Here is a 19,864-nt window from a genome sequence, read left to right as displayed (position 1 = left end):
CCGAGCACCCGCGCGTCGAGCGGCGGATCGGCGGCCAGGTTGAAGGCGCCCCGCACCTCGTGCCGCAGCGCCAGCCGGTAGGCCCGCGCGCCGTCGTCGGTGTGCAGCGCCTGCACCCGCAGCCCCGGGATGTCCGGCAGGAACGGCAGCAGCTCGGGCCGGGCCAGCGGCCCCGGCAGGAAGCGCCCGCCGAAGATGCGCCGCTGCTCGCTCGCCGACTCCCGCTTGAAGAGGAACGCGGGACGCATCCGCACCACCCTGATGTCCGGGTGGTCCCGCTCGAAGGTGTCCAGGGCCCGTTCGAGGTACGCCTTCTCCCGGGTGTACGCGGCGTCGGGCCAGCCGTGCGTCGGCCACGACTCGTCCACGGCGTGGTCCTTCGGCCCCGGCGAGTACGCCCCGACCGACGAGGCGTGCACCAGCACCGGCACCCGGGCGGCGGCCACCGCGTCGAACACCCGCATGCTGCCGAGCACGTTGGTGCGCCAGGTCGTCGCCGGATCGTGCGTCGGCTGGAACGCCCAGGCCAGATGGATCACGGCGTCGGCGCCCTCGAACTCCGCGGCCAGACCGGCCTGCTCGGAGGACACGTCCACCGCCGACCACTCCGTCTTCGGCGGCGACCAGCCCGGTTTCCGGCGGGCCAGACCCCGTACCGAGGCGATGTCCGGATCCTCGGAGAGAACGCGGACGACACTCGTGCCGACATTGCCGGTGGCACCCGTGACGACGACCCTGCTGCCCGACGCACTGCTCACCTTCGGCTCCTCTCGCGGCGCTGACCGTGCGGCGCCCCGAGTACCCGCCCCCGCCCGCCTCAACGCGGCCACCGCGCACGGACGCCGGCACCCTCCCCGCCTCCGCATGACCCGTCAGGTAATCGACCCCGCGCGCCCCGCCCGGAACCATGAAAGGCGTCCGCACGAAACCGTCCGTACGACTCAGCACGAGCCCGTACGAACCCGGCCCCGGGAGGCCTCCATGCCGTACTTCACCAGCCCCGCCGACGGCACGCGACTGCACTACGTCGACTACGGGCCGGCCGAAGGCCCCGTGGCGGTCTTCGTGAACAGCGCCTACCTCGGCACGGAGATGTGGGAGTTCCAGATGCCGGCGCTGGCGGAGGAGGGGTACCGCTGCGTCGCCATGGACCGGAGGGGCCACGGGCGCTCCGAGGACGTCTGGGGCGGCTACGACCTCGACACGCTCGCCGACGACCTGCACGGGCTGCTCGACCACCTCGACCTGCGCGCGGTGACCATGATCGGCCACTCCATGGGCAGCGTGGAGATCACTCGCTGCCTGACCCGGCACGGCTCGGGCAGGGTGGCCAGGGCCGCCTTCGTCGCCGGCATCGCCCCCGGCGTGGTGCGCACGCCCGCCAACCCCGACGGCGCCGACCCGGCCGCCGTGCTGGCCGCCAACGAGGTCTCGCGGCGCGACCGGGCGGCGTTCTTCGCCTCCTCCGCGGACGCCTTCTTCGCGCTCGACCGGCCCGGCAACGAGGTGTCGCCGGAGTACGTCCGGTACGTCCTGGAGTGCTGCCTGACCGCCACGGCCCGCGCGACCGCCGCCGTCCAGGCCCTGGTCGCCGAGGTGGACGTGGCCGCGGAGCTGCCCAAGCTGGAGCTTCCGGTGCTCGTCGTGCACGGCACCCACGACACCTCGGCCGCCCTGGAGACGACCGGCCGCCGCGCCGCGGGCCTCCTGCCGGACGCCACGCTCAAGATCTACGAGGACGCCGGCCACGGGCTCTACGTCACGCACGCCGACCGGCTGGTCGCCGACCTGCGCGCGTTCATGACCACCACGGACTGAGCCCGCTCGGCGCCGTGCCCGGAGCGCGCCGGCGTGCCTCCCCGCCGGCGCGCTCCGCGACCCACGTCGGGTCCGCGACCCCGGCGGCTCCGCTACCGCCCGGCGAAGGCGTCCACGCCGGTGAGCTCGGCCGAGAGGGTCCACAGGCGGGCCGCCTGCTCCGGATCGGTGGCCCAGGACCGGACCCCGCTGCGATCGCCGTTCGCCTCCGACGCCGGCTCGGCGATGTCGCAGTCCTCCAGGTAGACGCCGCCCATGCCGTCCAGTTGCGGGGAGGTCGCCGCCCAGACCTGGGTGGCGGCGCCCTGCTGGGGGCTCTTGAAGCCCTCCGGGTTCAGTACGTTGCCCTGCTCGTCGATCCAGCCGCGCTCGACCATCTCCTCCTTGGGCAGGTGCCGCTGGAGCGGGGTGATGATGCCGCCGGGGTGGAGTGCGAAGGCGCGGACGCCGCGGTCGCGGGCGAGCCGGTCGAGGTGGACGGCGAAGAGGACGTTGGCCGTTTTGGCCTGGCCGTAGGCCTCCCACTTGTCGTAGCCCCGCCGCCAGTGGAGATCGTCCCAGCGGATGCCGGAGAAGTGGTGGCCGCGGGAGGAGACGGAGACCACGCGGGCACCGCCCGGCTCGATCGCCGGCCACAGGCGGTTGACCAGGGCGAAGTGACCGAGGTGGTTCGTCGCGAACTGGGCCTCCCAGCCGGGGCCCACCCGCGTCTCGGGGCAGGCCATGATCCCGGCGCTGCCGATGAAGAGGTCGATGGTGCGGCCGGAGGCGAGGAAGCGCTCGGCGAAGGCGCGCACGCTCTCCAGGTCGCCGAGGTCGAGCGTGTCCACCTCGGCGCGTTCGACGCCGGCCAGCGCCTCCCGCGCGGCGCCGGGCCGCCGGGCGGGGACGACCACCTGGGCGCCCGCCCGGGACAGGGCCCGCGTGGTCTCCAGGCCGAGGCCGGAGTAGCCGCCCGTGACGAGCGCGAGCCTTCCGGTCAGGTCGATGCCCTCCAGTACGTCGTCGGCGGTGCTCGTCGCGCCGAAACCAGAACCGATCTTGTGCTGTGGCGTATTGCTCATGTCCGGAACGCTAGGAATTGAAGTGCGCTCGAAGTCAAGCGCGGCCCGGCGGACGGCGGGGGGTCCCGCCCGGACGGCGGGGGTGCGGACATGAGGAAGCCCCGGCCGCGACGGGGGAATCACGGCCGGGGCGGCTCGGGGCGTGGGCAGGCATGGCGGTCGCCTCTCGGCGAAAGGCTCCACAGGGCTTCAGCCGAACGATCTTCCCTGTGGGCGATAGGTGAGGCCCGGGGACACTGTCCCATCCGCACCCACGGTCGGTTCAACGGAGAACCATCACCCGGTGTTCCGGGGTGCGTCCGCATTTGCGGTGATCTGCGTCACTCCGTACGCCCGCCCGGCTTCCGCACGGCTCCGGGCACGACCTCCGCCCACACGTTCTCCGCCTGGAGCAGCAGCGAACCCAGGACCGCCGTCCGGGTGGCCTCCCGGCCCGCGTGCTCGCGCAGCGCCTCCTGCACATGTCCGTGCAGTTCCTCCATGGCGGCCCTGGCCGCACCGTCCGGGGGCCGGGCGGCCCCGCCGTGCAGGAGCCGGTCGGCCTCCGTGCGGCAGCGGTCGGCGATCAGGCCGAGGAGACGGGCGTACGTCCGCAGGGCCGCCGTGTCGGGCGGCGCGGGCGCCCGGTCGTCGTCGGTGGCCACCGCGAGCGTGCGGGTGAGGGACCTGATGTTCCCGGTGACGCGGCCCCAGCGCTCGTCCTCCTCGTCGGGCGGCACCGGGCCCGGGACCCGGCGCAGCCTGCGCAGCACCCCGTTCGTCAGCCGCAGGCTCTCCCGGCTCCACCCCCGCGCCGCGTGCAGGGTCACGAGCCGCCGCTCCAGCCGGTCCGAGCCGCGCGACCAGCCGGCCGCCGCCCCCGCGTCCCAGTCCTCGCGGTTCAGGTCGGCCGCGATCCCGTGCAGCACCTCACCGGCCTCGCGCGCCAGCGCCGCCAGGTTCTCCCGTACGTCGCGCAGATGGATCGGCGGCAGCACCAGCGCGTTGACGGCGACCCCGACGACCGCCCCGAGCGCGGCCTGGCCCAGCCGGTGCCCGACCGCGGCCGCGGAGACGCTGCCGGTGGCGAGGGTGAACACGGCCGTCGTCGCTCCGTAGACGCCCTGGTCGCCGAACCGGGGCCAGTTCGCCAGCAGCATCAGCACGGGCACGCACAGCGCGAGCGAGGCGGTGGTGTCGCCGGTGAGCGCCTGCGCCGCCGAGGCGAAGAGCGTCCCGGCGCAGATCGCGGTGAACTGCTGCACCGACTGCCGCAGCGAGCCGTAGACGGTCGCCTGCACCAGCACCAGCGCCACCCAGGGCGCCATCAGGGCCATCGGGTCGCCGAGCCAGTCCCGCGCCACCAGCCAGGCCAGCAGGGCCGCCCCCGCCGCCTTGAGCGACTGCACGACCGTGTCCCGCTCCCGGCCCGGTCCCCGCCGGGCCGCCCGTGCCGCACGGCACACGGCCCGCGCCTCCCGGCGCACCACCGCGACCGCCCGGGCGGCGGCCCACCGCCCGGGCGCGCGCCTGTCCTCTCCCGAAGCCTCCTCGCAGACTGCCATGCGACCGCGGGTATCCAGAGATCACGGCAGCCCACGCCCCACCTGCCGTGATCCCGGGAACACCCCTTGGGGACCGCCGGCCACGCGTGGCGCCCCCGCACTCACGTCGGCGGGCTCACGCCGGCGCCCTCACGCCAGCGGGCTCTCCCGCAGTGAGGCGAGCAGGTCCGCCGGATCGGCGTAGACCGCCTGGGCGCCGGCGCCCTCCAGGTCGGCGCGCGGGATGCCGCCGCACAGGACGCCCACACAGCGCACCCCGGCCCGGCTGCCGGCCCGCATGTCCCACACGGTGTCGCCCACGAACACCGCGCGCCCGGCCGGCACCCCGGCCAGTTCGAGGGCGTGCTCCACCGGCTCCGGCGCGGGCTTGCCCTCCTCGACGTCGTCGGCGCTCGCGGTGGCGTCGATGGCGTCGTCCGCGTCGATCGCCCGGCGCAGCGCGCCCAGCTCCGCGCCGCTCGCCGAAGTGGCCAGCACCACCCGCCAGCCGTCCTCGTGCAGCCGCCGCAGCAGCCGCCCGGCGTCGTCGAGGGCGGGCAGCCGGTGGAAGTACTGGGCGTACAGCGTGGTGTGGGCGGCGCTCAGGGCGTCGTCCTGGTCCTTGTCGCGGTCCTCGCCGAGCAGATGGGCGACCAGGTCGGTGGAGCCGAGGCCGACGGCCCGGTGGATGGCGTGCATGGGCACCCGGTGACCCGCCTGGCGGAAGGCCTCCCACCAGGTGGTGACGTGGAGGTGGTTGGTGTCGACGAGCGTTCCGTCGACGTCGAACACGGCCGCACGGTCCATCCGGGGGTCCTTTCTCCAGTCCTGCTTGCTGATCCGTTCTCCGGTCTGCGGGTACCACGTCAGCCACCGGCCACGCGGGAGGGCGTACGCCGTTCGCTCGTCCACGCCAGCAGCTCGTCCAGGGACCAGGTGGTCACCACCCGTCCGGGCGGCACCCCGCACTCCTCGGCCCGCGCGCACCCGTGGATCTGCCAGTCCAGCTGGCCCGGCGCGTGGGCGTCGGTGTCGACCGAGAACAGCACGCCCGCCTCGACGGCCCGGCGCAGCAGGCGGCGCGGCGGGTCCAGCCGCTCCGGGCGGCTGTTGATCTCCAGCGCGGTCCCCGTCTCCGCGCACGCCGCGAACACCGCGTCGGCGTCGAACTCCGACTCCGGCCGCCCCCGCCCGGTCACCAGCCGCCCGGTGCAGTGCCCGAGCACGTCGGAGTGCGGATCGCGTACGGCGGCGACCATGCGGCGGGTCATCGAGCGGGCGTCCATGCGCAGCTTGGAGTGCACCGAGACCACCACCACGTCCAGCCGGTCCAGCAGCTCCGGCTCCTGGTCGAGCGAGCCGTCCTCGAGGATGTCGCACTCGATGCCGGTCAGCAGCCGGAAGGGCGCCCATGTCTCGTTCAGCCGGGCCACCACGTCCAGTTGCTCGCGCAGCCGCTCGGGGGAGAGCCCGCGGGCCACCGTCAGCCGCGGCGAGTGGTCCGTGAGCACCGCCCACTCGTGTCCGAGGCGCGCGGCGGTGCGGCCCATCTCCTCGATCGGGCTGCCGCCGTCGGACCAGTCGGAGTGCAGATGGCAGTCCCCGCGCAGCAGCGCCCGCAGCCGCTCGCCGCCCCGGGCGAGCGGGGAGGCCGCCTCGCCCTCAAGCTTCTCCAGGTAGCCGGGCACCTCTCCGGCCAGCGCCTCGCTCACCACCTGCGCGGTCTTCGGGCCGACGCCCTTGAAGGACTGAAGGGTCCCGGCCCCGGCCCGCCGCGCCACCTCCTCGGCGGGCAGCGCCGACAGCACCCCGGCGGCGGTGCGGAAGGCGCGCACGCGGTACGTCGGCGCCTGGGACCGCTCCAGCAGGAACGCGATCCGGTCCAGTGCCTCGACGGGGTCCATGGCCACCTCCACCCCCAGGGTTCCCCGGGAGCGCACCGGCCGCACCGCCGGTTCGCCCGGTGCGCTCCCGGTTTGCCCGGCCCACCCACGGGTACCTGCGGGTTCCGCCAGTAGACGCCCCCGACCGACCGTCCACCGCAGGAGGCATGTCATGTCCGCCCCCACCGCCGGAGCTCCCCGGGTGGCCGTGATCACCGGTGCCGACTCCGGCATCGGCCGCGCCACCGCCGTACGCCTGGCCGAGGCGGGCCTGGACGTCGGCATCACCTGGCACACCGACGAGAAGGGCGCCGAGCGGACCGCCGAGGAGGTCCGCGGCAAGGGCCGCCGGGCCGCCGTGACGCGGATGGATCTCACGCGCCTGCCCGCCGCCGCGGACGCGGTGGAGGAACTGGCCGACGCGCTGGGCGGCCGGATCGACGTGCTGGTCAACAACGCCGGCACGGGTACGTCGACCCCGTTCCTCGACCTGGGGCTGGACGACGTCCGCCGGGTGCTGGACGTGGACCTGGTGGGGCCGTTGCTGTGCGGGCAGAAGGCGGCCCGCAGGATGATCGGGCAGGGCGGCGGCGGCCGGATCGTCAACGTGACCTCCGTGCACGAGCACCAGCCGCGCGTGGGCGCCGCCCCGTACTGCGCGGCCAAGGGAGGACTCGGTCTGCTCACCCAGGTCATGGCCCTGGAGCTGGCCGAGCACGGCATCACCGTCAACGCGGTGGCGCCCGGCGAGATCGCCACCCCCATGACCGGTCAGGAGGACACCGACGTCCGCACCGAGCACCGCCCCGGCGTGCCGCTCGGCCGGCCCGGCGACGCCCGCGAGGTGGCCGCGGTGATCGCCTTCCTGGCGGGCCCCGACGCCTCCTACGTCACCGGGGCGTCCTGGAGCGTGGACGGCGGGATGCTCCGCATGGGTCCGATGGCCGGCTCGCACCTCACCGGTGACGACTGGCGCCGTCCCTGAGCCGGCCGCCGTGCGACTGCGTACCAGCTCCTGCGACCGGCCCGGCTTCACCCGGATCCGCTGCGGCCGCGGCTTCCGCTACGAGGACGCCGACGGGCAGCCGCTCCGGGACCCCGACCATCTCGCCCGCATCCGCGCCCTGACCATTCCGCCCGCCTGGCGCCAGGTGTGGATCTGCCCCTGGCCCAACGGGCATCTGCAGGCCGTCGGCACCGACGACGCCGGACGCCGCCAGTACCTGTACCACGAGGAGTTCCGCGCCCAGCAGGAGCAGGCCAAGCACGAGCACGTGCGCGAGGTGGCCCGCGCCCTGCCCGAACTGCGCGCCCGGGTCGCCTCGGACCTGGCGGGGCGGGGCCTCGGCCGGGACCGGGTCACCGCCTGCGCGGTGCGCCTGCTCGACCTCGGCTTCTTCCGGATCGGCAGCGACCGGCACACCCGGGAGAGCGAGACCTACGGCCTGACCACGATGCTGCGCGAGCACGTCACCTGCGGCCACGGCGAGATCGCGTTCAGCTACCCGGCCAAGGGCGGCACCGAACTCGTACGGGCGCTGGTGGACGAGGAGGCGCACGCGGTGGTCCGCGCCCTGCTGCGGCGCAGGCGCGGCGGGGAACGGCTGCTGGCGTACCGGAACGGCGGGGCCTGGCACGACCTGCACGGCGGTGACCTCAACGAGGCGCTGCGCCGGCTGTCCGGCACGGACATCACCGCCAAGGACTTCCGCACCTGGCACGCCACGGTGCTGGCCGCCGTGGGGGTCTCCGTCCCCACCGAGCAGGCCAGGGCGACGGCCGCGGCCCGGCGCCGGCAGATCGCCCGCACGGTCCGCGAGGTCAGCCACTACCTGGGCAACACGCCCGCCGTGTGCCGCTCCTCCTACATCGACCCGAAGGTCTTCGAGCTGTTCGAGGCGGGGGAGACGATCGCCCCCGTGCTCACCCGGCTGGGCGAGCACGGGGACTTCGGCCGTCCCGCCACGCAGGGGGCCGTGGAGGCGGCCGTGCTGGAGCTGCTGGAGCGGTGACGCTCACGACTGGCCGGTACGGGGCCGCGTTCTACGCTGGAATGCATGACCGAAGCCGCGTGTCCCTACATCTCCCAGCCTCGGATCCTGGTGCTCGCCGTGCAGCCGGGCCCCCCGCCGTTCCGGATCGTGGAGATCGACGGGGAGGTGGTGGGGGAGGCGAAGGGCGTCACGGACGTCCTGCAGGCCGCCTCCCTGTTCGGCATCCGCGTGCACGACCTGGACGACCCGGACGTGGTCCGCTGGGTCGGCGGCGACAAGTTCACCTGGACGCCGCGCTAGCACCGGGCGGTGGGGCGGTACGGCCTCAGCCGACCGTCCACTTCTGGTTCGCGCCGCCCGTGCAGGTCCAGATCTGCAGCCGGGTGGCGTTGGCCGAGTTGTTGCCGGTGACGTCCAGGCACTTGTCCGCCTGCGGATTGACGATGTCGTGCGCGGAGGAGAGGGCCCACTTCTGGTTGGGGCCGCCGGTGCAGTCCCACAGCTGGACGGTGGAGCCGTCCGCGGTGGCGTTGCCCGTGACGTCCAGGCACTTGCCGAGCGCGCGCAGCGTGCCGTCCGAGCCCACGGTCCACTGCTGGGCGGCGGTGCCGTTGCAGTCGTAGAGCTGTACCGGGGTGCCGTTGGCGGGGTTGGCCCCGGCCACGTCCACGCACTTGCCGGCGAGCCCGCGGATCGCGCCGCCGGTGGGGGAGTCGCTCGTGGTCACCGACACCGAGTCGACCACCAGCTGGGCCGGGAAGGCGGTGGAGCCGTCCGGGTCGCCGGGCCAGTAGCCGCCCACGGCCAGGTTGAGGATGAGGAAGAACGGCTTGTTGAACACCCACGTCCTGCCGCCCAGGTCGGCGGGCGTGCGGCGCTCGTAGACGTTGCCGTCCACCGACCAGGTGATCGAGTCGGGCGCCCAGTCCACGGCGAAGGTGTGGAAGGCGTCGGCGAAGACCTGGCCGCCGGGGAGCGTGTAGCCGGCGCCCAGACCGCCCGAACCGGAGTAGCCGGGGCCGTGGATGGTGCCGTGCACCGTCGAGGGCTCGAAGCCGACGTTCTCCATCACGTCGATCTCACCGGAGTTCGGCCAGCCGACCTGCCCGATGTCGTCGCCGAGCATCCAGAAGGCGGGCCACATGCCCTGCCCGCGCGGGATCTTCATCCGGGCCTCGACGTGCCCGTACTGCGCGGCGAACTTCCCCGAGGTGTTCAGCCGGGCCGAGGTGTACTGGCAAGTGCCGTACCAGCACTGGTAGTTGGCGGGGTTCTCGCGACGGGCGGTGATGACCAGGTGGCCCTGGCCGTCGAGGGCGGCGTTGCGGTTGCCCGCCGTGTAGTACTGCCGCTCGTGGTTGTTGACGTTGTCGCCGGTCTCCGTCTGCCACTTGGCGGGGTCGACGGCCGCGCCCGCGGGCCCGTCGAAGGTGTCGGAGAAAGCCGGGACCGCGGCCACCGCCGGGGCTGCGGAGACTTCGGCCCGGGCGGAACCGGCCGGGCCCAGGGCGGCCGATCCGACGAGCGCGGCGGACAGCGCGGCGAACAGACATCTGCGGAGCAGGCGTGGAGAGGCCACGTCTCTCCCTTCCGTACGGCAACCCGGAAAAGGGCATGCCGGCCTGTGGGGGGTGGATGCGTCGCCTCTTGATTCAAGTGGTGAACTAAGTGACCGTCAATGCCTTGGTCCGGACCAGTTCCCGACGCTCACTCACGGCGGCGGCGCGCGTGCACGGCCCGGCTCATCCGCCGTCCCAGCAGCAGGTAACCCACCAGCGCGCCAACGGTGTTGAGAATGACGTCGTCGATGTCGAAGGCGCGCCCGGTGATCAGCGCGCCCTGGGCGAACTCCACCAGCAGCATCACGACCGCGGTCAGCAGCAGCACCTTCCACAGTCCGCGCGCCCGGGGCGCCAGCACCGGCACCAGCACCCCGAACGGCACCCCGAGCAGCAGGTTGCCGCCGATCTGCCTGGCCGCGTCGCGCAGTCCGGGCTCCGAGAGGTAGAGGCGCAGGGAACGGCCGGGGTGCAGATTGGTGTGGGCGATGGCCGCGGAGGCGGGGGAGGGCTCCAGCGTCAGCCGGGCCAGCACGACGGCGAACGCCACCATGAAGACGAAGGCGCACAGCATCGCCAGCAGCCGCAGCGGCCAGGGCGCGGGGCGCCGCTCACCGGCCGCCTCCCGCGAGGCCCGCGAGTCCCGGGGGGCCCTGGACTCCCGCCGGGCCTTGCCCGCGCGCGGCTGGAACACGGTACGCGGACGGATCGCCATCCGGGCCATTCGGTCCTCCCTGCGTCAACTTCCCTCTGTGCCGGGCCGGTTACCCCCGAACGCACCGCCGATGCCATCGGCCCCCACCGCCCGGTGCCGCCCGCCGGCGGGCCGCGCGGCGCCGGTTCCCGCCGGTTTCCACCGGTGTTCCCGGGGCATCCGGGAACAGCAGCCGGGACGACCCGATACGGGGAGGTGGTGGCGTGTGAAGGCGCCTGCGACGCTCCTCGCCGTGGGCGAGGTGCTGGCCTGGTGGGCAGCGCTCCTCGTGCTGTGGCTGACGCTCATCAGCACCGTCCACACTCTCGAGTGGGTGGTCGGCGCGTGCGCCGCGGGCGTGGGCGCGCTCGCCGCCCGGGCCGGGCGACGGGCGGTGAGCGACCGGTGAACGGCTGGATCCTCGCCGCGGCCGTGGTCATCGCCGCGGGCCTCGGCACGAGCTTGTGGGGTGTGTCCACGGGACCCCTCAAGCGGCGGGTGGTCGCCCAGAACCTGTCCAACGCCATCGTCTGCCCCGGCCTGCTCCTGCTCGCCCAGGGCTACGGCCGCACCTCCTACGTCGACCTCGCCCTGATCCTGGCCCTGCTGGGCCCGGTCGGCACCCTGGTCTTCGCCCGGCTGCTCGCCGGTGAACTCGCCGACGACCCGCCGAGTGCCCGCGTGCCGACCTGGACGGTCGCCGCGGTCGGCGCGGCCGTCGTGCTGGTGCTCTGCGCGGTCACCGGACCCGGCCGGGCCATGGTGAAGCTCCTCGTCGTCGGGGCGCTGGTGGTCGGCGGCAACCTGATCGCCTCCCGCGCCCTGTCCCACGGCTTCCCGGGGGTGGACCGTGGCTGACGCGGTCGTCGTCATCGCCCTGCTGCTCGTCGCCGGCGCGGCGACCGCCGCCGTAGTCAACCGCGACCCCGTGCGCCAGGCCCTCGTCCTCTCCGTTCTCGGCACCGCCCTCGCCGTGCTGTTCACCGTGGACCAGGCGCCCGACGTGGGACTCTCCCAACTCGCCGTCGGCTCCGCCCTCACCCCGCTGCTGATCATGCTCGCGGTGCGCAAGGTCAGACGGCGCCCGGCCGAGTCCGGCGAGGACGGTGAGAAGTGAACCCGCGCGCCAGGCTGTGGCTGGTCGTCCTCGGCGGCGCCGGACTCGCCGCGCTGCTCGCCGCCGCCTGCCTGCGGCTGCCCCGCTTCGGCGGCGGCCACCACCCCTACGGCGACCGCGCGGTGCACGCCGCCCTCACCCGGCACACCGCCAACACCATCGCCTCCGTCAACTTCGACCAGCGCGCCTTCGACACGATGGGCGAGATGGCGATCCTCTTCGCGGCCGTCCTCGGCTGCGTGGTCCTGCTGCGGCAGGCCCGCGACGAGCACCGCGCCCGGCCCCGCCCCGCCGAGGTCGCCCCGCCGGTGCGCCGCTACGCCCTCGTCGCGCTGCCCGTCGCCCTGGTCACCGGCCTCTACGTCATCGCCCACGGACAGCTCAGCCCCGGCGGCGGCTTCCAGGGCGGAGTGGTCGCCGCGACCGCCGTGCACCTGATGTACCTCGGCGCCGACTACGCGGCCCTGGAACGCGTCCGCCCGGTCGAGGCCTTCGAGGCGGGCGACGCGCTGGCCGCCTCCGTCTACCTCGTGCTGGGCCTCGCCGGCGTACCGGCCGGCACCGCGTTCCTCGCCAACACCCTGCTGCCGTACGGGACGTTCGACAAGTTGTCCTCCGGAGGCACCGTCCCGCTGCTGAACGCGGCCATCGGCATGGAGGTCGCCTGCGCGGTCGTCGTGCTGCTCGCCCGTTTCCTGGACCAGGCCGTCGAGATCGAGGAGGAGAGCGGGAAGTGAGAGCGCCGTGACCGCCGTCATGCACGTCCTTCCGTACCTGATCGCCGCATACGTGTTCGTCATCGGCTGCTACGGCCTCGCCACCAGCCGCAACCTCATCCACGCGGTGGGCTGCCTCGCCGTGTGCCAGTGCGCCACGTACATCCTGCTGCTGGCCGTGGGCTACCGCGACGGCGCGACCGCGCCCGTCTTCTCCGACATCCAGCCGGGCTCACGGCCCGTGGTCGACCCGGTCGTGCAGGCGCTCACCCTCACCGACATCGTGGTCGGCGCGACCGTGACCGCGCTGCTGCTCGCCCTCGTCGTGCAGATCTCCAAGCGGCACGGCACGGTCGACCCGGACGAGTTGAGGGAGCTGCGCGGCTGATGCACCACCTCGTGCCGCTGCTCGTGGCCGTCCCGCTGCTCGCGGCCGCCCTGCTGGTCGCGGCCGGCCGCCATGTCCCCCGGCCGGCCGCCGAGGGCTTCGGCTGTCTGGCCTCGGCCACCACGGCCGCCCTGGCGATCGTACTGCTGCTCAACTCCTCGCCGCCGCTGGTGGAATGGGTCGGCGGCTGGTTCCCGCGGGGCGGCGAAAGCGTGGGCATCATGCTGGTGGGGGACGGAGCCGGCCTTGGCATGGCCGCGCTCGCCTCGCTGCTCACCCTCGCGGCACTGGCGTACTCCTGGCGCTACTTCGACGAGCCGCCCCGTGGGCACGCCGGTTCCTTCCCCGCGCTGATGCTGCTCTTCCAGGGCGGCATGTGCGGCTTCGCGATCGCGGGCGACCTCTTCGACGCGTTCGTGTTCTTCGAGCTGATGAGCGTGGTCGCCTACGCGCTCACGGGCTACCGCATCGACGAGGCCAAGGCCGTCCAGGGCGCCCTGACCTTCGGCGTGGTCAACTCGCTGGGCGCGTACGCCATGCTGATGGGCATCGCCCTGCTCTACGCCCGCACCGGCGAGCTGGCCATGACGAGGATCGGGCACGGGCTGGACACGGCCGCCGCGGGCGGCGGGCCGGACGCCCTCAGCCTCGCCGGCTTCGTCCTGGTGGTGACCGGACTGCTGGTGAAGGCCGCCGCCGTGCCCTTCCAGTTCTGGCTCCCCGACGCGCACGCCGTCGCCCCCACCCCGGTGTGCATGCTGCTGTCCGGCGTGATGGTCGAACTGGGCGTCTACGGCGTCTGGCGTGTCCACGGGACGGTCTTCTCCGGTCCCGGGGGCGTCCCCGCGGCGGACTTCACCCGCGCCCTGGTCTGCCTCGGCGTGCTGACCGCCGCCGTGGGCGCGGTGATGTGCTGGTACCAGCGGCACATCAAACGGCTGCTCGCCTTCTCCACCATCTCCCACACCGGCCTGTTCCTGGTCGGCATCGGCGCGCTGAAGGCCGAGGCCGACGACGGCACCGCGCTCTACGTCCTCGGGCACGCCGGAGTGAAGGCGGCCCTGTTCGCCTCCGCCGGCATCCTGCTCGACCGCTACGGCACCGTCGACGAGTTCCACCTGCACGGCCGGGCCCGCGGGCTGCGCGGCGTGGGCTTCATGTTCGCGCTCGGCGCGCTGGCCCTGGCCGGGCTGCCGCCGTTCGGCACCGGGCTCGGCAAGGCCGTGAGCGAGGAGGCCGTGGGCGGTCCGCTCACCGTGCTCTACGTCGCCGTGTCGGCCATCACCGGAGCGGCCGTGCTGCGGGTGACCGCCAGGGTGTTCTACGGTCTCGGCCCCCGGCCCGAGGAGCGCGAGGGCGGGGAACGCGACGAGGACAAGACCTCCGGTTGCGACGCGGAGCCCGAGACCCGGCGCCGCCTGACACGGGTCCCCGACACCATGCGGGCGGTCGCCGCGCTGCTGCTCGCCGGGGCGTTCGCGGCCGGAGCGGCGCCCGGCTTCGCCGGCGTCGTGGCGCACTCCGTCGACGAGGCCGGCTCCTGGGGGGTGTTCTCCTCCGTGCACTGGACGGCGGCCGGGGTCCTGCTGGACCTGCTGTCGACCGCGCTCGCGGTGGGGCTGGCCGCCCTGGCCGTGGTCCGCCCGCGGTGGCTGGCCGCCCCCGACCGGGCCCTGCCGCTCAGACGCCTGCAGTCCGGTCACGTCGGCGACTACGTGGCCTGGACGCTGCTCGGCATGGCCCTGCTGGGGGCGCTGGTCGCCGTAGGAGGTCAGGCGCCGTAGGAGACGTGCACCTCCTTGAAGCCGAGGGACCTCAGCAGACCCTGGAGCATGCCCGTGGTGTTGGTCTCGGCCCGCGCGGTGAGCCCGCTGTCCCTGGCCGCGTCCGTGATGTGCCGCACCGCGAGCTGCTGCACCGCGTGCTCGCTGTTGGGATTGTCCGAGAACAGGTCGCCCAGACGGTCGAGCAGCCCCCGCTGCTTGGAGACGGCGTACGAGTGGTCGGCGTCCAGGGCCGCCCGGCCCAGGCGCGCGTGCGGCAGCCGGAGCGTGGCCGAGGTCCGGTCGCCGTTCACCGTCACGTCCCCCTCGCCGACCCGCCCGAGGTCGACGTAGGCGTCCACGGTGCCGGCCCCGACGTAGAGGGTGCGGGTGCCCCGGATGGCGTCCGGCAGGTACTTGGAGTCCTTCTCCAGGTCCACCACGACCTGGAAGTTGCCGGAGGCGGCGTCGTAGCGGCTCATGTCCTGGATGGACTTCAGCAGCGCCGGCCCGGAACGGTCGTGCGTCTCGGTGCCGAACAGGTCCTTGATGCCCGGCAGCACGGCCAGCCGGATCCCGGCGAACAGCACCGCGAGCACCAGTACCACGGCGGTCACCGCCTTCGCCCAGCCGGGCATGCGCCGGGGCAGTCGCCCGAGGGAAGTCGTCATGCGGCCTCCTCCTTCCTACGACTGCGGATGCCCGCCAAATCCCTTGGCAGACCGCTTGGTTGAAAGGGCCGCACCGGCGGGCCGGGGCACATGGCGCACCGGGGGCGCGGGGTCGCCGCCGCGGGGGCCGCCTGGCGCGTTCGCGCCTCGTGCCGCGACCGGCGGGGCCGCGGTCAGTAGCATGAGCGCGGCAGCGGAATGATCATGCGGGGAGCGTGCGGATCGTGCGAGACATCGCGGTGTTCAGCGGCAGTGCCCATCCAGGGCTGGCGGCCGAGGTCTGCGCGCACCTCGGTGTGCCGCTCAGCCCGACCCGGGTCAGCCGCTTCGCCAACGACTGCCTGGAGGTGCAGCTCCAGGCCAACTGCCGCGAGCGGGACGTCTTCCTGATCCAGCCGCTGGTCAAGCCGGTGCAGGAGCACCTGGTCGAGCTGCTGCTGATGTGCGACGCGGCGCGCGGCGCCTCCGCAGGGCGCATCACCGTCGTGATGCCCCACTACTCCTACGCCCGCTCCGACAAGAAGGACGCCCCGCGCATCTCGCTGGGCGGACGGCTGGTGGCCGACCTGCTGACGGCGGCGGGCGCGGGCCGGGTGCTGGCCATGACGCTGCACGCGCCGCAGGTGCACGGCTTCTTCTCGGTGCCCGTCGACCATCTGCACGCCCTGCGCGAACTTGCCGCGCACTTCGGCCAGTACGACCTCAGCCGCACCACCGTGGTCTCGCCGGACCTCGGCAACGCCAAGGAGGCCGCCGCGTTCGCCCGGATGATCGGCGCCCAGGTGGCCGCCGGGGCCAAGCAGCGCTACGCCGACGACCGGGTGACCATCAGCTCCGTCATCGGGGACGTGGCCGGCCGGGACGTGATCGTGCTGGACGACGAGATCGCCAAGGGCAGCACGGTGCTCGAACTCCTGGAGCGACTGCGCGAGTCGGGGCCGCGCTCCATCCGGATCGCCTGCACCCACGGGCTGTTCGCGGCGGGCGCCCTGAAGCGGCTCACCGAGCAGCCGGACGTCCTGGAGATCGTGTGCACCAACACCGTGCCGGTGCCGGTGGAGGACCACGAGGAGTACCGGGCGCACGGCGACAAGCTGCGGATCCTGTCCATCGCGCCCGCGCTGGCCGAGGCCGTGCGGCGCATCCACAACGGCGAGTCCGTGAGCGCCCTGTTCGACGCGCCGCGCGGCGAATAGCGGTCCGTACGGTCAGGGCGGCCCGAGGGCCCGGGGCGGTCCGGTCGGTTCAGACGGAGCCGGAGGTCGCCTCGGGCTGCTCCAGGGCCGCGTCCAGCGTGGGCTGCGGGGGCAGCAGCCGGGCGAGGCCGGTGACCTTCAGGATGCGCAGGGTCAGCGGGTGCGCGCACACCAGGCGCAGTTCCCCGTCCTGGTCGAGGAGCCGGCCGCGGGCCCGGTAGAGCAGGCGCAGCCCGGAGCAGTCGAAGAACTCGACCCCGCTGAGGTCGATCACCACCCGGGCGCCCGGCCGGGCCGTCACCCGGTCCAGGTACGGCACGATCTGCACCGCCGCCGCGATGTCGATCTCCCCGCGCAGCTCCAGCACGGTGTGCCCGCGGGCCCGGTGGATGCGCAGATGCCGGGTGAGCGGCGCAGGTTCCTGCGGCACGACGACATCGCCTCCAACCGGCTGCTGCTGCGGCGGGTTCTCGGGTCAGCGGCTGCAACACCCTTCCCCGCCTTGCAAGTTACCCTCCTTGGAGTGAATTCCAGCATGTTCGATTGACATATGTCTTCGAATTGAGGCCGAGGCTTCCTGCGATCTGCGGGACGGGCTCGGGCGCACTACCGTCCGTGACGGGCGCCGCGGCCCGTCACGGACGTCGTCTCGCGGCCGTCAGTCGACCACCAGCACCAGCTTGCCCGTGGTCCGGCCGGTGTCACCGAGCTCGTGCGCCCTGGCCGCGTCGGCGAGCGGGAACGTCCCCGCGATCGTCGGGCTCAGCTTCCCCGCCTCCACGAGCCCGGCGATCTCCCGCATGCCGTGGTGGTCGGCGTCCACGAGCATCCGGATCGCCCGGACGCCGAGCCGGTCCGCCTCCCGGTACAGCTCGTCCGAGCCCACCGGCAGGATCGACACCAGCAGCCCGCCCGGCCGCAGCACCCGCAGCGAACGCAGGGACGTGTCGCCGCCGATGGTGTCCAGCACCACGTCCGCGTCCCGTACCGCCTCGGCGAAGTCCGTCGTGCGGTAGTCGACCGCCTCGTCCACGCCGATGCCGCGCAGGAAGTCGTGCTTGCCCTCGCTCGCCGTGCCGATGACGTACGCGCCGCGCGCCTTGGCGATCTGTACGGCCACATGGCCGACGCCGCCGGCCGCCGCGTGGATCAGCACCCGCTGCCCGGGCCGCAGTTCCGCCCGCTCCACCAGCGCCTGCCAGGCGGTCAGGGACACCAGCGGCAGGGCGCCCGCCTCGACATGACCGATCCCGGCCGGCTTCGGCGCGAAGGTGCGGGCCGGGGCGGTGACGTACTCGGCGTGCGAGCCGTGCCCGAAGGGGTACGACAGCATGCCGAACACCTCGTCCCCGGGCCTGAACTCGGCCACCCCGATGCCCACGGCCTCCACGACCCCGGAGACGTCCCAGCCCAGGACGAAGGGCGGCTCGCCCAGGAAGCCGCCGGTGGCCCGGTGCTTCCAGTCGGTGGGGTTCACTCCGGCGGCCCGCACCCGGACCAGCACCTCGTTGGCGCGCGGCTCGGGCCGCTCCAGCTCGATTTCCTTCAGCACCTCGGGACCGCCGAGGACGTCCTGGCCGATCGCGCGCATCGTCTTCACATCGCTCATGGTGAACCAGCCTGCCCCGGAGCGCCCGCCGGGGAAATGGCATGATTGCCAACCTTCGATAAGATCGTGCCATGCAGCGTGTGGAACGGGTCGTCGTCCTGGCCCTCGACGGCGTCTATCCCTTCGAACTCGGCATCCCGAGCCGCATCCTCGGCGCGGCCCGGGGCCGCTACGAGGTGCTGACCTGCACGGTCGACGGCCGTCCCGTGCGCACCAACGCGGACTTCTCCGTCACCGTCGAGCACGGCCCCGAGGTGATGGACACGGCGGACACCGTGATCATCACCTCGATGCCGGAGGACCGTATCCCCGGCGAACTGCCCGAGCCGGTCGCCGCCGCCCTCGCGCGCATCCCCGCGCACGCGCGGGTGGTCTCCATCTGCACGGGCGCCTTCGTGCTGGCGGCGGCCGGACTGCTCGACGGGCGCCGGGCCACCACCCACTGGCACGTCGCCGAGCGCTTCCGGCGGGCCTTCCCCCGCGTCACCCTGGATCCGGACGTGCTGTTCGTCGAGGACGGCCGCTTCCTCACCTCGGCGGGCGCCGCCTCCGGCGTCGACATCTGCCTGCACCTCGTGCGCCAGGACCACGGCAGCGCGGTGGCCAACTTCGTCGCCCGCTGCTGTGTGGTGCCGCCCTTCCGGGAGGGCGGGCAGGCGCAGTACATCGTGCAGCCGGTGCCCGAGTACGCCGCCGCGAGCACCGCCGCGACCCGCGCCTGGGCCCTGGAACGCCTCGGCGAGCCGCTCACCCTCGCCGAACTCGCCGCCCACGCCCGGATGAGCCTGCGCACCTTCGCGCGCCGCTTCAACGACGAGGTGGGCCTCAGCCCGGGCCGCTGGCTGATCCAGCAGCGGGTGGCGCGGGCCCGCGACCTGCTGGAGTCCAGCGACCTGACGGTCGACCAGATCGCTGCCGAGGTCGGCTTCGCCACCGGCGCATCCCTACGCCAGCACCTCCACGCAGCCATCGGCATCTCCCCCCAGGCCTACCGCCGCACCTTCCAAACGACACGCTGAGCCCCCCCGACCGGGCCCGCCCGACCGCCGGACCCGCGGCAACCGGGAGCCGTCCGGCCCAGGGGCGTCGCCCGGGGGTGCGGCCACCCGGGGGCCCTCCGGCCGGGAGCCCCCCGGGCGGGCAGCCGCCGACGGTCCTCCGGCCCGGGATGGTCGCCCCACGGTGCGGTCACCCGGAGCCCCTCCGGCTGGGGGCGTGACGGGCAGCCGCCGGGAGTCCTGCGGCCCGATGGCGGCGCCCCACTGTGCGGCCGGCCGGGGCCCCTCCGGCCCGGGGGGCGTTGCCCGGGAGTGTGACCGTCCGTCCGTGCGGCCCGGCCCCCGGGGAGGCGGACCGCTCGGCCTCCGGCCACCCGGGGGTGGACGCTCGGCCTCCGGCCGCGCCGGGTGCTGCGGCCCGGGCCCGCGGGCGGCCGGGTCCTCCGGCCCGGGGGCGGTGACCCATGGTGCGGCCGCCCGGTGTGCGGACGTGCGCCGGCGGCGCTCAGCCCCGGGCCCGCGTCGCGCGGATGTCAGTCGCGGCCGCCCTTTTCCTTTGTGGGCCATACGCCTGTGGAGCGCTCGATGGCCTTGGCTCCCGCTCGGTCGACGGCGCTGCGGACCACGGCGAAGATGGCGCCCTGGACCGCCGCGGCCAGCAGGATCTCGCCCCAGCGGCGGTCCTGGTCCAGCGCGTCGGGGGCGTCGTCCTCGTGCCGGATGGCCTTCCACGTGGTGCGGAACGCCATGCCGGCCAGCGCACCGCCGGCCCACCCCAGCACGAATCCGACGGGCTGGTAGGCGAGCGGGAGCTTGTGCTTCTTCTTGGCCACCTGGTTCTCCTCCTCTGGGTGATGCGATCTCGTGGTCA

The 19,864-nt window shown here is 74.0% G+C and carries 23 protein-coding genes; 12 read left to right on the top strand and 11 right to left on the bottom strand.

Going from position 1 to position 19,864, the window contains the following annotated elements; all coding sequences use genetic code 11:
• Positions 1 to 758 (bottom strand): NAD-dependent epimerase/dehydratase family protein (locus IE249_RS09415; protein ID WP_229857916.1); only part of this gene is annotated, 758 nt, incomplete at its 3' end.
• A 223-nt stretch (positions 759 to 981) separates the two neighbouring features.
• Here IE249_RS09415 and IE249_RS09410 point away from each other — a divergent pair.
• Entirely contained in the window at positions 982 to 1,818 is an 837-nt protein-coding gene (locus IE249_RS09410) for an alpha/beta fold hydrolase (RefSeq protein ID WP_189704319.1), read from the top strand.
• Positions 1,819 to 1,910: 92 nt separating this feature from the next.
• Here IE249_RS09410 and IE249_RS09405 read toward each other — a convergent pair whose 3' ends face one another.
• The 4 genes from IE249_RS09405 to IE249_RS09390 form a co-directional block, all read right to left on the bottom strand.
• Positions 1,911 to 2,882: an SDR family NAD(P)-dependent oxidoreductase gene (locus tag IE249_RS09405; RefSeq protein WP_189704318.1), complete on the bottom strand. Its 972-nt coding sequence runs from the start codon at positions 2,880 to 2,882 to the stop codon at positions 1,911 to 1,913.
• A gap of 320 nt (positions 2,883 to 3,202) precedes the next feature.
• Complete coding sequence (locus IE249_RS09400; RefSeq protein ID WP_189704317.1) at positions 3,203 to 4,426, bottom strand: FUSC family protein; 1,224 nt, start codon at positions 4,424 to 4,426, stop codon at positions 3,203 to 3,205.
• Between the two features lie 129 nt (positions 4,427 to 4,555).
• Positions 4,556 to 5,212: an HAD family hydrolase gene (locus tag IE249_RS09395; RefSeq protein ID WP_189704316.1), complete on the bottom strand. Its 657-nt coding sequence runs from the start codon at positions 5,210 to 5,212 to the stop codon at positions 4,556 to 4,558.
• Positions 5,213 to 5,271: 59 nt separating this feature from the next.
• A complete protein-coding gene (locus IE249_RS09390; protein WP_189704315.1) occupies positions 5,272 to 6,309 on the bottom strand; it encodes a PHP domain-containing protein in 1,038 nt (345 codons plus the stop codon).
• A 151-nt stretch (positions 6,310 to 6,460) separates the two neighbouring features.
• Here IE249_RS09390 and IE249_RS09385 point away from each other — a divergent pair, with 151 nt between their 5' ends.
• Genes IE249_RS09385 through IE249_RS09375 form a run of 3 tightly spaced genes read left to right on the top strand, consistent with a single transcriptional unit; the run spans position 6,461 to position 8,582 of the window.
• Entirely contained in the window at positions 6,461 to 7,273 is an 813-nt protein-coding gene (locus IE249_RS09385; RefSeq protein WP_189704314.1) for an SDR family oxidoreductase, read from the top strand.
• Between the two features lie 10 nt (positions 7,274 to 7,283).
• The gene (locus IE249_RS09380) at positions 7,284 to 8,300 is read left to right on the top strand and encodes a DNA topoisomerase IB (protein ID WP_189704313.1); all 1,017 of its coding nucleotides are present in this window, start codon (positions 7,284 to 7,286) and stop codon (positions 8,298 to 8,300) included.
• A gap of 45 nt (positions 8,301 to 8,345) precedes the next feature.
• Positions 8,346 to 8,582, top strand: coding sequence for a hypothetical protein (locus IE249_RS09375; RefSeq protein ID WP_189704312.1), 237 nt, complete (start codon positions 8,346 to 8,348; stop codon positions 8,580 to 8,582).
• Positions 8,583 to 8,607: 25 nt separating this feature from the next.
• Here the strand turns inward: IE249_RS09375 and IE249_RS09370 are convergent, their stop codons facing one another.
• Both IE249_RS09370 and IE249_RS09365 read right to left on the bottom strand, forming a co-directional pair.
• Positions 8,608 to 9,861, bottom strand: coding sequence for a ricin-type beta-trefoil lectin domain protein (locus IE249_RS09370; RefSeq protein ID WP_189704311.1), 1,254 nt, complete (start codon positions 9,859 to 9,861; stop codon positions 8,608 to 8,610).
• A gap of 128 nt (positions 9,862 to 9,989) precedes the next feature.
• The gene (locus IE249_RS09365; RefSeq protein WP_189704310.1) at positions 9,990 to 10,565 is read right to left on the bottom strand and encodes a VanZ family protein; all 576 of its coding nucleotides are present in this window, start codon (positions 10,563 to 10,565) and stop codon (positions 9,990 to 9,992) included.
• A 196-nt stretch (positions 10,566 to 10,761) separates the two neighbouring features.
• On the opposite strand from IE249_RS09365, the gene IE249_RS09360 reads away from it, so the two are divergent.
• The 6 genes from IE249_RS09360 to IE249_RS09335 are packed head-to-tail and all read left to right on the top strand — an operon-like array spanning position 10,762 to position 14,540.
• Positions 10,762 to 10,944, top strand: a complete 183-nt coding sequence (locus IE249_RS09360; RefSeq protein ID WP_189704309.1) for a hypothetical protein — start codon at positions 10,762 to 10,764, stop codon at positions 10,942 to 10,944.
• Positions 10,941 to 11,393 (top strand): MrpF/PhaF family protein, encoded by a 453-nt coding sequence (locus IE249_RS09355; RefSeq protein ID WP_189704308.1) that lies wholly within the window; start codon positions 10,941 to 10,943, stop codon positions 11,391 to 11,393. The genes IE249_RS09360 and IE249_RS09355 overlap by 4 nt, the downstream gene beginning before the upstream one ends.
• Positions 11,386 to 11,652 carry a Na(+)/H(+) antiporter subunit B gene (locus IE249_RS09350; protein WP_189704307.1) on the top strand — a complete coding sequence of 89 codons (267 nt, stop codon included), beginning with the start codon at positions 11,386 to 11,388 and terminating at the stop codon, positions 11,650 to 11,652. Before IE249_RS09355 ends, IE249_RS09350 begins: the two co-directional genes overlap by 8 nt.
• Entirely contained in the window at positions 11,649 to 12,389 is a 741-nt protein-coding gene (locus IE249_RS09345) for an MnhB domain-containing protein (RefSeq protein WP_189704306.1), read from the top strand. The genes IE249_RS09350 and IE249_RS09345 overlap by 4 nt, the downstream gene beginning before the upstream one ends.
• A 19-nt stretch (positions 12,390 to 12,408) precedes the next feature.
• The gene (locus tag IE249_RS09340; RefSeq protein WP_189704553.1) at positions 12,409 to 12,756 is read left to right on the top strand and encodes a sodium:proton antiporter; all 348 of its coding nucleotides are present in this window, start codon (positions 12,409 to 12,411) and stop codon (positions 12,754 to 12,756) included.
• A complete protein-coding gene (locus tag IE249_RS09335) occupies positions 12,756 to 14,540 on the top strand; it encodes a complex I subunit 5 family protein (RefSeq protein WP_189704305.1) in 1,785 nt (594 codons plus the stop codon). Before IE249_RS09340 ends, IE249_RS09335 begins: the two co-directional genes overlap by 1 nt.
• Here the strand turns inward: IE249_RS09335 and IE249_RS09330 are convergent.
• On the bottom strand, positions 14,528 to 15,190 hold the full coding sequence (locus IE249_RS09330; RefSeq protein ID WP_189704304.1) for a DUF4230 domain-containing protein: 663 nt from the start codon (positions 15,188 to 15,190) through the stop codon (positions 14,528 to 14,530). The two genes, IE249_RS09335 and IE249_RS09330, sit on opposite strands and share 13 nt — an antisense overlap.
• A 224-nt stretch (positions 15,191 to 15,414) precedes the next feature.
• Here IE249_RS09330 and IE249_RS09325 point away from each other — a divergent pair, with 224 nt between their 5' ends.
• Positions 15,415 to 16,386, top strand: coding sequence for a ribose-phosphate diphosphokinase (locus IE249_RS09325; protein ID WP_189704552.1), 972 nt, complete (start codon positions 15,415 to 15,417; stop codon positions 16,384 to 16,386).
• A gap of 49 nt (positions 16,387 to 16,435) precedes the next feature.
• Here the strand turns inward: IE249_RS09325 and IE249_RS09320 are convergent, their stop codons facing one another.
• Entirely contained in the window at positions 16,436 to 16,816 is a 381-nt protein-coding gene (locus tag IE249_RS09320; RefSeq protein ID WP_189704303.1) for an anti-sigma factor antagonist, read from the bottom strand.
• A 228-nt stretch (positions 16,817 to 17,044) separates the two neighbouring features.
• Complete coding sequence (locus IE249_RS09315) at positions 17,045 to 17,995, bottom strand: NADP-dependent oxidoreductase (protein ID WP_189704302.1); 951 nt, start codon at positions 17,993 to 17,995, stop codon at positions 17,045 to 17,047.
• Between the two features lie 71 nt (positions 17,996 to 18,066).
• On the opposite strand from IE249_RS09315, the gene IE249_RS09310 reads away from it, so the two are divergent.
• The gene (locus IE249_RS09310) at positions 18,067 to 19,014 is read left to right on the top strand and encodes a GlxA family transcriptional regulator (RefSeq protein WP_189704301.1); all 948 of its coding nucleotides are present in this window, start codon (positions 18,067 to 18,069) and stop codon (positions 19,012 to 19,014) included.
• A gap of 512 nt (positions 19,015 to 19,526) precedes the next feature.
• Here the strand turns inward: IE249_RS09310 and IE249_RS09305 are convergent.
• Positions 19,527 to 19,826, bottom strand: coding sequence for a DUF4235 domain-containing protein (locus IE249_RS09305; protein ID WP_189704300.1), 300 nt, complete (start codon positions 19,824 to 19,826; stop codon positions 19,527 to 19,529).
• Positions 19,827 to 19,864: the final 38 nt, after the last annotated feature.

The organism is Streptomyces anandii JCM 4720, assembly GCF_014650655.1.
GTDB classification, from domain to species: Bacteria; Actinomycetota; Actinomycetes; order Streptomycetales; family Streptomycetaceae; genus Streptomyces; species Streptomyces anandii.
The sequence above is the reverse complement of the archived record's forward strand: the minus strand, read 5'-3'. Positions and strand labels throughout refer to the sequence as shown.

Bases quoted from the DNA above. Each gene is read 5' to 3' on its own strand.
- IE249_RS09315 (WP_189704302.1), bottom strand. From the start codon at position 17,995: ATGAGCGATGTGAAGACGATGCGCGCGATCGGCCAGGACGTCCTCGGC.
- IE249_RS09390 (WP_189704315.1), bottom strand. From the start codon at position 6,309: ATGGACCCCGTCGAGGCACTGGACCGGATCGCGTTCCTGCTGGAGCGG.
- IE249_RS09375 (WP_189704312.1), top strand. From the start codon at position 8,346: ATGACCGAAGCCGCGTGTCCCTACATCTCCCAGCCTCGGATCCTGGTG.
- IE249_RS09340 (WP_189704553.1), top strand. From the start codon at position 12,409: ATGCACGTCCTTCCGTACCTGATCGCCGCATACGTGTTCGTCATCGGC.
- IE249_RS09310 (WP_189704301.1), top strand. From the start codon at position 18,067: ATGCAGCGTGTGGAACGGGTCGTCGTCCTGGCCCTCGACGGCGTCTAT.
- IE249_RS09330 (WP_189704304.1), bottom strand. From the start codon at position 15,190: ATGACGACTTCCCTCGGGCGACTGCCCCGGCGCATGCCCGGCTGGGCG.
- IE249_RS09405 (WP_189704318.1), bottom strand. From the start codon at position 2,882: ATGAGCAATACGCCACAGCACAAGATCGGTTCTGGTTTCGGCGCGACG.
- IE249_RS09400 (WP_189704317.1), bottom strand. From the start codon at position 4,426: ATGGCAGTCTGCGAGGAGGCTTCGGGAGAGGACAGGCGCGCGCCCGGG.
- IE249_RS09385 (WP_189704314.1), top strand. From the start codon at position 6,461: ATGTCCGCCCCCACCGCCGGAGCTCCCCGGGTGGCCGTGATCACCGGT.
- IE249_RS09395 (WP_189704316.1), bottom strand. From the start codon at position 5,212: ATGGACCGTGCGGCCGTGTTCGACGTCGACGGAACGCTCGTCGACACC.
- IE249_RS09365 (WP_189704310.1), bottom strand. From the start codon at position 10,565: ATGGCCCGGATGGCGATCCGTCCGCGTACCGTGTTCCAGCCGCGCGCG.
- IE249_RS09335 (WP_189704305.1), top strand. From the start codon at position 12,756: ATGCACCACCTCGTGCCGCTGCTCGTGGCCGTCCCGCTGCTCGCGGCC.
- IE249_RS09410 (WP_189704319.1), top strand. From the start codon at position 982: ATGCCGTACTTCACCAGCCCCGCCGACGGCACGCGACTGCACTACGTC.